General features: G+C 71.7%; 11 protein-coding genes and 3 pseudogenes. 7 read left to right on the top strand and 7 right to left on the bottom strand.

Annotated features, from left to right (window positions below; translation table 11 throughout):
• Window positions 1-37 precede the first annotated feature (37 nt).
• Window positions 38-2,383, bottom strand: coding sequence for an immune inhibitor A domain-containing protein (locus tag ACIRF9_RS00615; protein WP_403814149.1), 2,346 nt, complete (start codon window positions 2,381-2,383; stop codon window positions 38-40).
• Window positions 2,384-2,739: 356 nt separating this feature from the next.
• Between ACIRF9_RS00615 and ACIRF9_RS00610 the strand changes: the two genes are divergently transcribed.
• Window positions 2,740-3,030 (top strand): hypothetical protein, encoded by a 291-nt coding sequence (locus tag ACIRF9_RS00610; protein ID WP_403814147.1) that lies wholly within the window; start codon window positions 2,740-2,742, stop codon window positions 3,028-3,030.
• Window positions 3,031-3,102: 72 nt separating this feature from the next.
• Here the strand turns inward: ACIRF9_RS00610 and ACIRF9_RS00605 are convergent, their stop codons facing one another.
• Both ACIRF9_RS00605 and ACIRF9_RS00600 read right to left on the bottom strand, forming a co-directional pair.
• Window positions 3,103-3,825 carry an RDD family protein gene (locus tag ACIRF9_RS00605; RefSeq protein WP_403814144.1) on the bottom strand — a complete coding sequence of 241 codons (723 nt, stop codon included), beginning with the start codon at window positions 3,823-3,825 and terminating at the stop codon, window positions 3,103-3,105.
• Window positions 3,826-3,882: 57 nt separating this feature from the next.
• Window positions 3,883-4,884, bottom strand: coding sequence for an RDD family protein (locus ACIRF9_RS00600; RefSeq protein WP_403816049.1), 1,002 nt, complete (start codon window positions 4,882-4,884; stop codon window positions 3,883-3,885).
• 559 nt (window positions 4,885-5,443) lie between these two features.
• Between ACIRF9_RS00600 and ACIRF9_RS00595 the strand changes: the two genes are divergently transcribed.
• Window positions 5,444-5,704, top strand: a complete 261-nt coding sequence (locus tag ACIRF9_RS00595; RefSeq protein WP_403816139.1) for a hypothetical protein — start codon at window positions 5,444-5,446, stop codon at window positions 5,702-5,704.
• Here the strand turns inward: ACIRF9_RS00595 and ACIRF9_RS00590 are convergent.
• A pseudogene (locus ACIRF9_RS00590) lies at window positions 5,662-5,754 on the bottom strand (DUF2510 domain-containing protein); the annotation flags it as partial. The gene ACIRF9_RS00595 and the pseudogene ACIRF9_RS00590 overlap by 43 nt on opposite strands.
• Window positions 5,755-6,008: 254 nt before the next feature.
• Between ACIRF9_RS00590 and ACIRF9_RS00585 the strand changes: the two are divergent.
• Window positions 6,009-6,485 (top strand): SsgA family sporulation/cell division regulator, encoded by a 477-nt coding sequence (locus ACIRF9_RS00585; protein WP_403814141.1) that lies wholly within the window; start codon window positions 6,009-6,011, stop codon window positions 6,483-6,485.
• An 11-nt stretch (window positions 6,486-6,496) separates the two neighbouring features.
• Here the strand turns inward: ACIRF9_RS00585 and ACIRF9_RS00580 are convergent, their stop codons facing one another.
• Window positions 6,497-7,903 carry an FAD-binding oxidoreductase gene (locus ACIRF9_RS00580; RefSeq protein WP_403814138.1) on the bottom strand — a complete coding sequence of 469 codons (1,407 nt, stop codon included), beginning with the start codon at window positions 7,901-7,903 and terminating at the stop codon, window positions 6,497-6,499.
• A 92-nt stretch (window positions 7,904-7,995) separates the two neighbouring features.
• On the opposite strand from ACIRF9_RS00580, the gene ACIRF9_RS00575 reads away from it, so the two are divergent.
• Complete coding sequence (locus ACIRF9_RS00575) at window positions 7,996-9,453, top strand: tetratricopeptide repeat protein (RefSeq protein WP_403814135.1); 1,458 nt, start codon at window positions 7,996-7,998, stop codon at window positions 9,451-9,453.
• A 9-nt stretch (window positions 9,454-9,462) separates the two neighbouring features.
• Here ACIRF9_RS00575 and ACIRF9_RS00570 read toward each other — a convergent pair whose 3' ends face one another.
• Together ACIRF9_RS00570 and hppD are read right to left on the bottom strand one after the other, a co-directional pair.
• Window positions 9,463-10,287 (bottom strand): Teichoic acid biosynthesis protein C (Precursor), encoded by an 825-nt coding sequence (locus ACIRF9_RS00570; protein ID WP_403814132.1) that lies wholly within the window; start codon window positions 10,285-10,287, stop codon window positions 9,463-9,465.
• Window positions 10,288-10,354: 67 nt separating this feature from the next.
• Window positions 10,355-11,500, bottom strand: a complete 1,146-nt coding sequence (gene hppD, locus ACIRF9_RS00565; protein WP_403814129.1) for a 4-hydroxyphenylpyruvate dioxygenase — start codon at window positions 11,498-11,500, stop codon at window positions 10,355-10,357.
• Window positions 11,501-11,645: 145 nt separating this feature from the next.
• On the opposite strand from hppD, the pseudogene ACIRF9_RS00560 reads away from it, so the two are divergent.
• The 3 genes and pseudogenes from ACIRF9_RS00560 to ACIRF9_RS00550 form a co-directional block, all read left to right on the top strand.
• Window positions 11,646-11,783: pseudogene (locus ACIRF9_RS00560) on the top strand (Lrp/AsnC family transcriptional regulator); the annotation flags it as partial.
• Between the two features lie 23 nt (window positions 11,784-11,806).
• Window positions 11,807-12,262 carry an ABC transporter permease gene (locus ACIRF9_RS00555; RefSeq protein ID WP_403814126.1) on the top strand — a complete coding sequence of 152 codons (456 nt, stop codon included), beginning with the start codon at window positions 11,807-11,809 and terminating at the stop codon, window positions 12,260-12,262.
• Window positions 12,255-12,887: pseudogene (locus ACIRF9_RS00550) on the top strand (ATP-binding cassette domain-containing protein); the annotation flags it as partial. The gene ACIRF9_RS00555 and the pseudogene ACIRF9_RS00550, both read left to right, overlap by 8 nt.
• Between the last annotated feature and the right edge of the window lie 79 nt (window positions 12,888-12,966).

The raw sequence follows: 12,966 nt of genomic DNA, 5'->3' as shown, positions 1-12,966 counted from the left end.
TTGCCGCCGATACGCTTCTGACCTGCGGTTTCTCAGATCACTTGACCGAGGGGCCGACCTTCACCGTGATCGTCGAGCCACTCAGGGGCTCGTTGACGATCTTGATCGAGGTGTTGGTGTCAGTGACCTTCACGCCCGCGAGCGGGTTCGTGGCGTCGTAGTACGACGACTTGCCGTCGTCGAAGACCGGGACGCCCGGACGCGACTTGATCTTGGTCGCGACGTCCGCCTTGTGCAGCGTGATCGCGTCCGTCGGGTACCAGCTGAAGGTGGAGTCGTAGGACTGGATGCGGTTGCGCATCAGGGTGCCGTCGGACCACTTCAGCGGGGTCGGGTGCGAGTCGATCGGGAGGATCAGGCCCTCACCCGGGTGGGCGCTGGTGTTGTCGTCCGCCTGGGAGGTGTCCCACTTCCAGATCAGCAGACCGTTCTGGTACGCGTAGTGCTCCACCCAGTCGGGGCGGGTCGTCGAGAAGCCGAAGTTGTACGGGCCGACCTTGAGGGTCTTGTCGTACGACACGTACTGGCGGTTCTCGGCGATGTAGTACTGCGCGTAGTCGTCCGTGATGGCCGCGCCGATACGGGAGAAGCCGTTCGCGGTCCAAGCGGCGTCCGCCGCCTCCGCGTTGTCGGAGAACAGGGTCGCGCCGTCGGCGGTCACCGTGATCTCGTCGGCCGCGAAGCCCTTCTGGGCCACGCCGCCGTCGGTGGCGTAGCGGAAGCGCAGGCTGATCTGCTTGCCCGCGTAGGCGTCCAGCGGGAACGTCAGCTTCTGGTAGGCGGCCACCGTGCCGGTGAGGGCGGGCTTGTCGCTGCCGTCGCGCGGGATGGCGGTGCCGTCGGCCAGGGTGCCGTCGATCGGCGTGTAGCTGGCGCCGCCGTCGGTGGAGACCTCGGTGTACAGGTAGTCGTAGTCCTGCTCGATGTCCCACCAGCCGTCGAGGGTCAGGGACGCCGACGACTTGCCGGTCAGGTCGACCGTGCGGGTCAGGGTGTTGCGCAGGTCGTCACCGCTGCCGCTCCACCACTGCGTGGCACCCTGCGCCGGGGCGACGACGTCGGTGGTGACCGTCTTCTCCGGCAGCTGGACCACGAGGGCCTGCGGGTTCTTGGTGTTGTACTCCGCGACGCCCAGCTTGTGCGTGGACTTCTTGCCGGCCACGGCGACGTCGTAGTCCAGCCAGCCCAGCTGGAGCTTGTCCCAGGCGTTCATGTCGCCGGGCAGGTCGCCGATGGACTCCTTGCCGGTGCCCAGCCAGGAACCGGAGGACATCAGGGTCCAGAAACCGGTGGAGTTCTCGCCGCCGCCGGAGGTGTCGTACTCGTCCGGCAGGCCGAGGTCGTGGCCGTACTCGTGGGCGAAGACGCCCAGGCCGCCGTTCTCCGGCTGGATGGTGTAGTCGCCGACCCAGATGCCGGTGTCGCCGATCTGGGTGCCGCCGAGCTTGTTGGTGTCCGGGCCGGTCGCGCCGGCGTCGGTGGCGAAGGCGTACCAGCGGTGCGCCCAGATGGCGTCCGCGCCCTGGGCGCCGCCGCCCGCGGACTCGTCCTCGCCGGCGTGCACGATCTGGAAGTGGTCGATGTAGCCGTCGGACTCGTTGAAGTCGCCGTCGCCGTCGTAGTCGTAGCGGTCCCACTGGTCGAACTCGGCCAGCTCCGCCTTGATCTCGGCGGCCGTGTCACCCGCGGCCTCGCGCTCGGCGACCCAGGCGGTGACGCCGTCCTGAACCGCGTACCAGGCGCCGGTGGGGGCGTCGTTGGAGCCGTAACGGGCCTCGTTGTACGGGACCTTGACCCAGTCGGTCACCTCGCCCTCGACCGAGTAGCGGCCCGAGGACTGCTTCTCGTAGTACTTCTTCAGCGACTCGGTCTTCTTGCCGGTGCCGAAGTACAGCTCCTCGAAGTGCGCCTGGTTGTAGTCCGCCTGCCAGGCCGTGGAGTTGTCCTTCGTGCGGTCCGGCGCGGCTATCTGGTTGTGCAGCGGGCCGACCGTGCCGCCGTAGCGGGAGTCGATCTGGTCGCCGAACTCGACCAGGATCGTGAAGATCTTGTCGGTCTTCTCACGGCCGAGCTCGACGTACTTGCTGTCGCCCTTGCGGCTGTCGAGCTTGACCACCTTCGAGCCGTCGCGGTCCTTGACCGTCGCCTCGCCGGATATGACCTGCTTGAGGGCCTCCTCGCGCTGCGCCTCCTGCGTCTTGCTGAGCGGGCCGTCGAAGTCGTGCTCCTTGGCCTTGGCCGGCTGCGGGTCCTGCCGGTCCACCGCCGCGCCCGTGCCACGCTCCGCGGCCTGCGCCACGGCGAACGTGGTGAACGTCGTCGTGGCCGCCGCAAGGGCGACGACCGTCGCGGCCGTTCTGAACGTCCAGGATCTACTGGTCACTTGATGTCCTCCCCTAACGCGCCCGTACGCGCGGAAAAGGGGGGATCCCTGTCAAGGAAGGTCCGCGCGCTGTTATACGCGTGTAGTCAAGTGACGCCATTTGACTACTGGTTTACGAGAAAAGACAGACCTTGACTTGGACAGATCAAGTGCATTATTGAGAGCGGGTGTTCGCATTACGGACACATGACTGTAACCCGAACGGGCGCGCGGGACCGTCCACTTGCTGGACGCCATGACTCCGTGCGCCCCCTGTGCACCGGCACCGTGGGTTAGGTCACGCTTACCGTTCGTTCCACTCGGGCATGCAGCCGAATAGAGTCGAGATCTCCCCCGCTTCCGAGGACACGATTGCCATGCCTCGTCCGACTGTCGCACAGCTCACGTACGGTTCCTGCACCGTCATCTTCTCGACGCTCGCCATGCTGCTGCTGTCACAGACGAGTTCGGGACCCGGGATCGCGGTCATCGCCGTCGCCGCGCTCGCGCTCGGTGTGCTCGTCGCGCTGACGGTGCCGGTGACGCGGTCGTCGCCCGTCCCGACGGCGGCACAGCAGCCGGCGGCGCCCGAGCCGGTGCCGGTAACCGCCTCCGTCGCCGCGGCCTCCGCCGCGCCCGAGCCCGTCCGGGAGCCGACGGCGCCCTGAACGGCGTGAGGGAGGGCCCGTGCCAGGAGGTGGCTCGCGGGCCCTTCTTCATGCCCCGGTACGGACGGGGCGTCAGGTGAGGCCGACCACCACCGTCTTGGCCGCCTTGTCGTGCAGGCCCTGCTTGTAGGGCTTGTCGAAGTAGCTCCAGCCGCCCGCGATCGCCGTCCACACACAGGCGCAGCAGAACGCGAACGGGATCCACAGCACCAGGGCGCGGACCAGCGAGGTCTGCACGGAGGGCGTGGAGCCGTTGTCCAGGTTGGCGACCCGCATGCCGAACCACTTCTTGCCGAGGGTCTGGCCGGTCCGGGCGATCAGGATCGTGTCGTACGCGACGTACAGGACGGCCGTGATGACCTCGCGCCCGAAGGTCTTGCCGAACTCGATCTCGTCCGCGTCCACCGTGTACTGGTCGACGCGGAACGCCCACACCAGCAGCGCCACCACGATGTACACCAGGACCATGTCGATGATCCGGGCGATCGTGCGCTTGCCGCTCTCGGCCAGCGGGGGCATCCCGGCGAGCGGGTCGGCCGGGTGGCCGCCGTACGCGTCACCGCCCTGGCCCCCGTAGGGGCCGCCGCCGCCCGAGTACGGCGGGGGCGGCTCCCCGTCGTACGGGGTGTCGTACGGCGAGCCGCCCCGCCCCTCGCCGGACGAGGGCGGCGGACCCTGCGGGGGCTGCCGCGGAGGCTCCTGGGAGGGCTCCTGCGGCGGTTCCTGCGGGGGCTTCTTCCGGAGCGGGTCCTCCTCCGGCGGGCCGCCGGAGCCGGGGGGCGGTTCGGTGGTCATGGCCCGAGTGGAACCCGGGGCCCACGGGGCCGCATCCGGCGAGCGGCTATACGGGTGTCAGCCGGCCACGAACGTGTGTGCGGCCTTGTCGTGCCAGCACTGGCGCCACGGCCTGTCGAACACGCCCCATACGACGCCCACGACACCGATCACGAGCAGCCCGGGCACGCTGTAGACGAGCCAGCGGCGCAGGGCGGCCCCGAAGGACGGGGGCTCGTGGCCCTCGATGTCCCGCACCTCCAGACCGAACAGCTTCTTGCCCAGCGTGCGCCCCCACTTGGCGGTGGGCAGGGCCTCGTACACGATCCCGAAGACGAGGAGGACGCCGACGACGATGCCGAGGTACACGGACGTCGTGCCGTCGAGCAGCCACACGGTGACGGTCTGTCCGGTGAGCTTGGCCTCGTCGATCTTCTCGTTGACGTGGTCGACGGCCTTCACGCCGAGGGGGACGGCGGCGGCGGAGGTGACGGCGGCGAGGACGAGCGTGTCGACCAGACGGGCGGCGAACCGCTTCCCGAGCCCCGCCGGACGGGCCGCCGCCTGCCTGCGGGCGGCCGCCTGGAAGATGTCCTCGACCGGCGGCTTCCAGGGGCCGGGCTGCTCGTCGGCCCCCGCGAGCCGGTGCACCTGCTGCGCCCACGAGGACTGTCCCCCACCCGGACCGGGGGCCATGGGAGTGGACGCGGGGGTGGGCACGGGTGCGGGTGCCTGGGCGGCGGCCTGGGCCGGGGTGGACTGCTGCGGGGCCCCTGAGGGGCCGCCCGTCTGCCCTGCGGCGGGCGGGAACACGGCGGGGCCCTGCTGGGCCGGGCCCTGGGCCGCCGGGGAGGCGGGGGCCTGAAGACCTGGGCCGGACTGAGCCTGCGGCTGGGCCGCTTGGGCCGAGTGAGCCGCCTGGGCCGACTGGGCCGCGGCCGCGCGCTCGGCGGCGGCCTTGCCCGCGGCGAACCCGGGCTTGGCGCGGCCGGTGTCGGCGGGCGCGTCCCCGGGCGTGGGGCGCCGGAAGACGAAGGTGCCGGGCGACGCCACGTCATCGGCACCCGTCTCCGGCTCCACCGGCGGAATCGTCGCCGTACCGTCCGTACTGGCGGCCCACCCGTCGGGCTGGGCCGGAGCCCCCGCCTGACGCCCGCCGGCCGCCTGCACGCCCAGGTCCCCGGGCTGGCCCGGGACGCCGGACTGGCCCGAGACGCCCGACTGGCCCAGGGCACCTGCCTGGCCCGGGACGCCCGACTGGCCCGGGGCACCTGCCTGGCCCGGGAACCCCGACTGCCCTGGAACCCCCGACTGGCCCAAGACGCCCGACTGGCCCGCAGACCCCGACTGCCCTGGAACCCCCGACTGGCCCGGGACGCCCGGCTGGCCCGGGACCCCAGCCTGGCCCGGGACCCCAGCCTGCCCCGGAACCCCAGCCTGGCCCGGGACCCCAGCCTGCCCCGGAACCCCAGCCTGGCCCGGGACCCCAGCCTGGCCCGGGACCCCAGCCTGCCCCGGAACCCCAGCCTGCCCCGGAACCCCAGCCTGGCCCGCGGCCGCCTGCTGCCCCGGAACCCCCGGCTGGGGGCCGCCCGTCAGTCGGGTCCTCGGGTCGCTGTTCGGGGCCGCGCCCCAGGAGATGCGGCGGTCCTGGTCGCCGCCGAAGCCGGACTGGTGGGAGCGGTCGGCGCCCCAGGCCGAGGCGGGCTCGGGGCGGCCGCCGCCGTACTGCTCCGCCGGGTTCGGGTCCTCGTCGAAGAAGTGCGGGCCGGTCTCCTCCACGGGCGAGGCCGGAGGCGTGAGCGGCGCGCCGTCCGACGGGGCCGGGCGGCTGGTGCCCGGTACCCAGGCGGAACCGTTCCAGTACCGGACGTATCCGGGAATGGACGGGTCCGGGTAATACCCCTCGCGGGGCCTGTCGTCGCCGGGGGCCGGGGTTGGGGCGCTCATGTCCGTCGTCCCGTATCTGCTCGGAGGTGGGATGGGGGCATCCACATCTATCAGACGGACGCAACCCCCACCGCCAGTCCCGCCGTACCCGCCCCTTTCCGGGCAACCCCGTGCACGCCCTTCACACGTTCGGAACCGTCCGGCCGAAGATCAGCAGACAGAACTCACGAAAAAAGTTCTCCGAACCCGCGTAATGCTCCGCATCCCTCGCGCTCTCTCCCTCCGTACACATCCGTACCGAGAGGAGAACGACCATGCATCACACCGTGGTGGAGCGCGAGCTGGAGCTGAAGCTCATCCTGTCGCCGGAGCGGAGCATCCCCGTCCCGGCCCTGCTGAGCTACCGGGCCGACGACCCCTTCGCCGTGCACGTGGCCTTCCACATCAACTCCGAGCAGCCCGTCCACTGGACCTTCGCCCGTGAGCTGCTGGTGGAGGGGGTGTTCCGGCCGTGCGGGCACGGGGACGTGCGGGTGTGGCCGACGAAGGTGGAGGGGCGCGGCGTCGTGCTGATGGCGCTCAGCTCGCCCGGCGGCGACGCCCTGCTGGAGGCGCCGGCCGCCCAGGTCTCGGCCTGGCTGGAGCGGACGCTGCGGGTGGTGCCGCCGGGGACCGAGGCGGAGCAGCTCGGTCTCGACGAGGGCCTGGCCGAGTTGTTCACCCCGACCCCGGCGGACGATCTGTGGCTGCGCGACCCATGGCTCTCGGACGAGTCCAAGGACGGTGAATGAACGGGGGTGGGTCAGAACAGCTTGCCCGGATTGAGGATCCCCAGCGGGTCGAACACCTGCTTGACCGCCCGCTGCATCTCCACCCCCACCGGGCCGATCTCGCGCGCCAGCCACTCCTTCTTCAGGACGCCCACGCCGTGCTCGCCGGTGATCGTGCCGCCGAGTTCCAGGCCGAGGGCCATGATCTCGTCGAAGGACTCGCGGGCGCGCCCGCACTCGTCGGGGTCCTGTGCGTCGAAGCAGACGGTGGGGTGGGTGTTGCCGTCGCCGGCGTGGGCGACGACCCCGATGGTCAGCCGGTGCTTCTCCGCGATGCGCTCCACGCCCTCGATCATGTCGCCGAGCCGCGACCGGGGCACGCACACGTCGTCGATCATCGTCGTGCCCTTGACGGCCTCCAGGGCGACGAGTGACGACCGCCGCGCCTGGAGGAGGAGTTCGGACTCCGCCGCGTCGTCGGCCGGGACCACCTGGGTGGCGCCCGCCTCCTCGCACAGCGCCGCCACCGCGGCGAGGTCGGCGGCCGGTGCGGGGGTGTCGAAGGCGGCCAGCAGGAGGGCCTCGGTGGACTCCGGCAGGCCCATGTGGGCGAGGTCGTTGACCGCCTTGACGGTCGTACGGTCCATCAGCTCCAGCAGGGACGGCACATGCCCGCCGGCCATGATCCGGCACACCGCGTCGCAGGCGGCGGCCGCCGACGCGAACTCCGCCGCCAGCACCAGCTGCCGCGGCGGCTGCGGCCTGAGGGCGAGGATCGCCCGTACGACGATGCCGAGCGAGCCCTCGGAGCCCACGAACAGCCGGGTCAGGTCGTACCCGGCGACGCCCTTCGCGGTGCGGCGGCCGGTGGACATCAGCCGCCCGTCGGCCAGGACGACGTCGAGGCCGAGGACGTACTCGGCCGTCACCCCGTACTTCACACAGCACAGGCCGCCCGAGGCTGTGCCGATGTTGCCGCCGATGGTGCACATCTCCCAGCTGGAGGGGTCCGGCGGGTAGTACAGACCGTGTTCGCCCACCGCGCGGGAGAGGACGGCGTTGACGACGCCCGGTTCGACGACGGCGATGCGGTCGACCGGGTTGATCTCCAGGATGCGGTCCATCTTCGTCAGCGACAGCACGACGCACTCGTCGGTCGCGTTGGCGCCGCCGGACAGACCAGTGCGCGCGCCCTGCGGGACGACCGGGACGCGCAGCTCGGTCGCGGTGCGCATGACGTGCTGCACCTGTTCGACCGTGCGCGGCAGCACGACGACCGCCGGGGTGCCGGCCGGGCAGAAGCTGGCCATGTCGTTGGCGTACGAGGCGGTGACGTCGGGGTCGGTGAGGACGGCCTCGGCGGGCAGGCCGGCGAGCAGACGGTCGACGAGGTTGCCCGTGACCTCGTCGCGTGGCGCTTCGATACGGCTCATGATCACAGGTTCGCACCCGGGGCCATCGGTGTGAACCCCGTCCACGGCGGCCGTCACCTGCCCGGGTGCGGCGCAGGCGCTGCCGCACAGTGAGCGCCATGGACAGCGTCGTACGGAATGAAGAACAGACCGCGCCCGCGGCGCAGGAGCCGCCTCGCGCGGCCCCCTGGTACCGCCGGCGTCCGCTCGTCGGCTCGCTCGTGGGGTGTCTCGTGCTGGCCGGCGGGGCGGTGCTGCTGTGTCTGCCGGGTGAGCGGGCGGAACGCGGGGCGGCGCCCGCACCGGCTCCGGGGGCGCGGGCGGCGGTGGCGGCCGGGGCGCCGGCCGCGCTGCCCGATCTGGCGGTGCTGATCGACGCGCAGGAGAGCCGGGTGCGGGAGCATCCTCGCGACGCCCGGTCGTGGGCGGTGCTGGGCGCGGCCTACGTCGAGCAGGGCCGGCGCACCTCCAAGGCCGGCGTCCTCTACCCGAAGGCCGAGCGGGCGCTGCGCACCTCGCTGAAGGTGCGGCCGAAGGACAACGCCGAGGCCCTCGACGCACTGGCCGCGCTGGCCAACGCGCGTCGCGACTTCCGGGCGGCGCTGGTCTGGGCGGACGGCGCGCGCCGGCAGGCGCCGAGGCGCTGGACGACGTATGCGCAGCTCATCGGCGCCTACACGGGTCTCGGCGACCACAAGAAGGCGCTCAAGGCGCTGGAGAGGCTGACCGAGCTGCGGTCAGGTCCGCCGGTGCTGGCGCGGGCGGCGGGCGTGTACTGGGACCAGGGCCGGCGGGAGGACGCGCAGGCCGCGCTGGCCGACGCGGCGGCCGGGGCCGCCTCCCCCGCCGAGGAGGCCGCGTGGCTGGAGCGGGCCGGGCAGCTGGCCTTCGAGCGCGGTGAGCGGGAGAGCGCGCTGCGGCACTTCCGGACGGCCGTACGGCTGGACCCGGACCTGGGGGCCGCGCGGGCCGGACAGGGGCGGGCGCTGGCGGCGCTCGGCCGCACCTCGGAGGCGGTGACCGCGTACCGGAAGGCACTCGCCGGGCAGCCGCTGCCGCAGTACGCGCTCGAACTGGGCGAACTGTACGAGGCGGCGGGGCGGACGCGGCAGGCGCGCGAGCAGTACGGCCTGCTGCGCGAGCGGGTGCGGAAGGACGCGGCGGGCGGCGTGGACGGGGAGCTGGTGCTCGGTCTGTGCGAGGCGGACCACGGCGATCCGGCGTCGGCGGTACGGCGGTTGCGGGCCGAGTGGCGGCGCCAGCCGGGCGTCGCGGTCGCGGACGCGCTGGGCTGGGCGCTGCACCGGGCCGGGAACGACGAGGAGGCGCTGCGGTTCGCCGTGATCGCCACCGACCGGACGCACGCCGGCGCGGTGCTCAGCGCGCCGTACGTCTACCACCGGGGCATGATCGAGCGGGGTCTGAAGCGGACGTCGTCGGCGCGCCGCCACCTGCGGGAGGCGCTGCGGCTCAACCCGTACTTCTCCCCGCTGCACGCCCGTACGGCGCGGGCCGCGCTCGGGGCTCTCGGCGAGCCCGCGGACGTGCCGCCGCCCACGGGGTTGCCGTCCCCGTGAGCGCGGGGCCTACGCGTCCTTCTTGGCCGCCGGCTTGTAGTAGAGGGAGAACCGGCGGGCGCCGGACGTGCCGGAGGCGAAGCCCATGTAGAGGCGGGAGCCGCGGACGGCGAGGCCCTCCGGTTCGCGGTAGGTGAGGGAGGCGCCGGCCCCGGTGCGGGTGCGCTGGACGAGCTTCCCGGTGCGGATGTCCAGGCAGGAGAGGTAGGCGTTGCCGCGCTCGGCGGGCGGGTTCGTCTTCGCGTCGTAGGCCGTGCCGGCGAGCTGGTAGACGTGGTCGCCGTGCAGGGCGTACCCCTGGAAGGGGATCGTCGCGTCGGGGTGGGCGCCGGTCTGGGCGAAGTCGGCGACGGGGTCGTCGTAGTCGCGGTCGACGAAGGACTCGAGGTCCCAGACGCGGTAGCGGGCCTTGCCGTCCATGCGGTAGCGGACCGAGACGCGCTTGGAGGTCATGCAGACCGACGGCTGGTTGTTGGTGGACCCGGGTATCGGCTTGCGGACCTTGACGTCCTCGGCGGTGCGGACGGCACCGGCGGTGAAGCGGAAGCGGGTGACGCCCTGGCCGTAGCCGCCCTTGGAGGCGGCCTCGGTCCAGATCCAGACGGTGCCGTCGGGCGCGTTCTGCACACCCATGCTGACGCCGTGCCCAAAGCCCTGGAGGTACATGTGGCCGAGTGCGTTGCCCTGGTGGTCGAGGCGGTTGAGGCACAGGTTGCCGGCCGCCTCGCCGTCCGCCCGGACCTGGAGGACGTAGAGGTGCTTGTGGGTCTCGTCGAAGGCGAAGGACTGCAGGACCGTGCCCTCCCGCAGGGCCTTGGTACTCAGCCAGCGCACGGCCGGTACGGTAAGGTCGAAACGGTCGGCCACGGTCCACCCTCGCCTTCGGCGGGGGCCCGTGCTGCTACAGGTTGCCCCGCTTCGCCTGCTCACGTTCGATCGCCTCGAACAGGGCCTTGAAGTTGCCCTTGCCGAAGCCCATCGAGCCGTGGCGTTCGATGATCTCGAAGAACACCGTAGGGCGGTCCTGCACCGGCTTGGTGAAGATCTGGAGAAGATATCCGTCCTCGTCGCGGTCGGCGAGGATCTTCAGCTCGCGCAGGGTCTCCACGGGCACGCGGGTGTCGCCGACCCACTCGCCGAGGGTGTCGTAGTAGGAGTCGGGGGTGTCGAGGAACCGCACCCCGGCCGCGCGCATGGTCCGTACGGTCGCGACGATGTCGTTGGTGTTGAGCGCGATGTGCTGGACGCCCGCGCCGCCGTAGAACTCCAGGTACTCGTCGATCTGGGACTTCTTCTTGGCGACGGCGGGCTCGTTGATCGGGAACTTGACCTTGAGCGTGCCGTCGGCGACGACCTTCGACATGAGGGCGGAGTACTCGGTGGCGATGTCGTCGCCCACGAACTCCTTCATGTTCGTGAAGCCCATGACCTTGTTGTAGAAGCCGACCCACTCGTTCATCCGGCCGAGCTCGACGTTGCCGACGCAGTGGTCGATGGCCTGGAAGGTGCGGTGGGCCGGCGGTTCGACGATCGGGGCCGCGGCGACGAACCCCGGGAGGTAGGGGCCGTCGTAGCCGGAGCGGTCGACCAGGGTGTGACGGGTCTCGCCGTACGTGGCGATCGCGGCGAGGACGACCGTGCCGTGCTCGTCCTTCAGCTCGTACGGCTCGGCGACCGAGCGGGCGCCGTGCTCGATCGCGTAGGCGTACGCGGCGCGGGCGTCCGGAACCTCGATGGCGAGGTCGATCACCCCGTCGCCGTGCTCGGCCACGTGCTGGGCGAGGAAGTGGCCCCAGGTGGTGGTGGCCTTGACGACGGAGGTGAGGACGAAGCGGGCCGACCCGTTGGTGAGCACGTACGACGCGGTCTCACGGCTGCCGGTCTCCGGTCCGCTGTACGCGACCAGCTTCATGCCGAAGGCGGTGGAGTAGTAGTGCGCGGCCTGTTTGGCGTTGCCCACGGCGAAGACGACCGCGTCCATTCCCCTGACCGGGAAGGGGTCTGCCTGCCGGGCGGTGTCGGGAGTGTGGTGTGTGGCCTGGATCACAGTGACAGCCTGCAACGTGTCGACAAGCAGACGCAACAGCTGAATTCTCGCTACTGCCGATGGACCCGGTTGACATGGAGTGCCGACCGTGTGAGGCGCGGGGCCCAGTCGACGGCCCCTCTTCCGTTGCCCTTACGGCCGTACCCAAGGGGCGATCGACCAGGGCGTGGGCTTTGATGGCACCGTCCGGGCCTCCACCGCGATCGTGAGGGAGAACGCCGTTCCGCTGCGGATCATCCCGCTGGTGGAGCAGGCCGCCTCCGAGGGCCGGGAGAGGACGTAGCCGACCTGGGGTGGTGAGGGCCTGTGAGCTTCTGGGAGTACCTGGACACCCGGCACCGGCAGTTGCTCACGGACGCCGGCCACCATGCCTTCGTGGTCTTCCTTTGCGTGGTCGCGACCGCCGTCCTGGGAGTGCTGATCGCCGTCGTCACCCGCGGCGGCGACCGGGCCGGCGGCCTCGCCACCACCGCGGGCGCCACGATCCTCACCGTTCCGTCCCTCGCCCTGATCGGCCTGCTGATCCTGACCGGGATCCGGGTCTCCACCCGGATGCTGATGGGGATCGCCGCGCTCGCCGCGTACGTCTCCGGGCCCGGCCTCGGCAACGAGATCTTCCGTGGCATCGCCTCCCCGGGCAGCGCGAGCGCGCTCGACCAGGTCCTCGCGGGCACGCTCGGGATCATCGTCCTGGCGCTCCTGTTCGACGCCGCGTATGTCGTCGTCGGGCGGCTGACGATTCCCGGGGGGATCCGTGGCTGAGACACGGTCCGCTTCTCGCGGAGTCGGTGCTCACGAGGGTGGTTCGCACGGCGCCGGCATCGAGCTGGAGAGCCTGAGCAAGCGGTATCCCGGCAGTCCGCGGCCGTCCGTGGACGACGTGAGCCTGCGGATCGAGGCCGGTGAGACCGTCGTCCTGGTGGGGCCGCCGGGCTGCGGGAAGTCCACGACCCTGAAGATGATCAACCGGTTGATCGAGCCCAGCGGCGGCCGGATCCGCATCGACGGCGAGGACGTCACCGGCATCGACCCGGTGCGGCTGCGCCGCAAGGTCGGGTACGCGACCCGGTCGTCGGGGCTGTTCCCGCACATGACCGTCGCCCGGAACATCGCGCTCGTGCCCAGGACGGCCGGCTGGCCGAAGGCGCGGATCAGGGACCGGGTGGAGGAGATGCTCGGCCTGGTCGGGCTCGACCCCGGCACCTTCCACGGCCGCTATCCGCACCAGCTGTCCGGCGGGCAGCGGCAACGGGTGGGCGTGGCCCGGGCGCTCGCGGCCGATCCGCCCGTGCTGCTGATGGACGAGCCGTTCGGCGGGCTGGACCCGGCCACCCGCGGGCACCTCCAGGACGAACTGATCCGACTCCAGGGCGAGCTGCGCAAGTCGCCCTCGCCCTGCTGGTCGACTGGGTGGCGTCGCTGGGGGAGGTGTTGCTGCGGCCGAGGGGGTTGGAGGGGTGAGGAGG

The organism is Streptomyces sp. NPDC096132 (assembly GCF_044763345.1).
Taxonomy (GTDB): domain Bacteria; phylum Actinomycetota; class Actinomycetes; order Streptomycetales; family Streptomycetaceae; genus Streptomyces.
This window is presented reverse-complemented; position numbering and strand designations above follow the sequence as displayed.

Excerpts from the sequence above, each read along its gene's own strand:
- ACIRF9_RS00610 (WP_403814147.1), top strand. The coding sequence starts at position 2,740 with ATGCCTCGTCCGACTGTCGCACAGCTCACGTACGGTTCCTGCACCGTC.
- ACIRF9_RS00575 (WP_403814135.1), top strand. The coding sequence starts at position 7,996 with ATGGACAGCGTCGTACGGAATGAAGAACAGACCGCGCCCGCGGCGCAG.
- ACIRF9_RS00595 (WP_403816139.1), top strand. The coding sequence starts at position 5,444 with ATGCGGCGGTCCTGGTCGCCGCCGAAGCCGGACTGGTGGGAGCGGTCG.
- ACIRF9_RS00605 (WP_403814144.1), bottom strand. The coding sequence starts at position 3,825 with ATGACCACCGAACCGCCCCCCGGCTCCGGCGGCCCGCCGGAGGAGGAC.
- ACIRF9_RS00585 (WP_403814141.1), top strand. The coding sequence starts at position 6,009 with ATGCATCACACCGTGGTGGAGCGCGAGCTGGAGCTGAAGCTCATCCTG.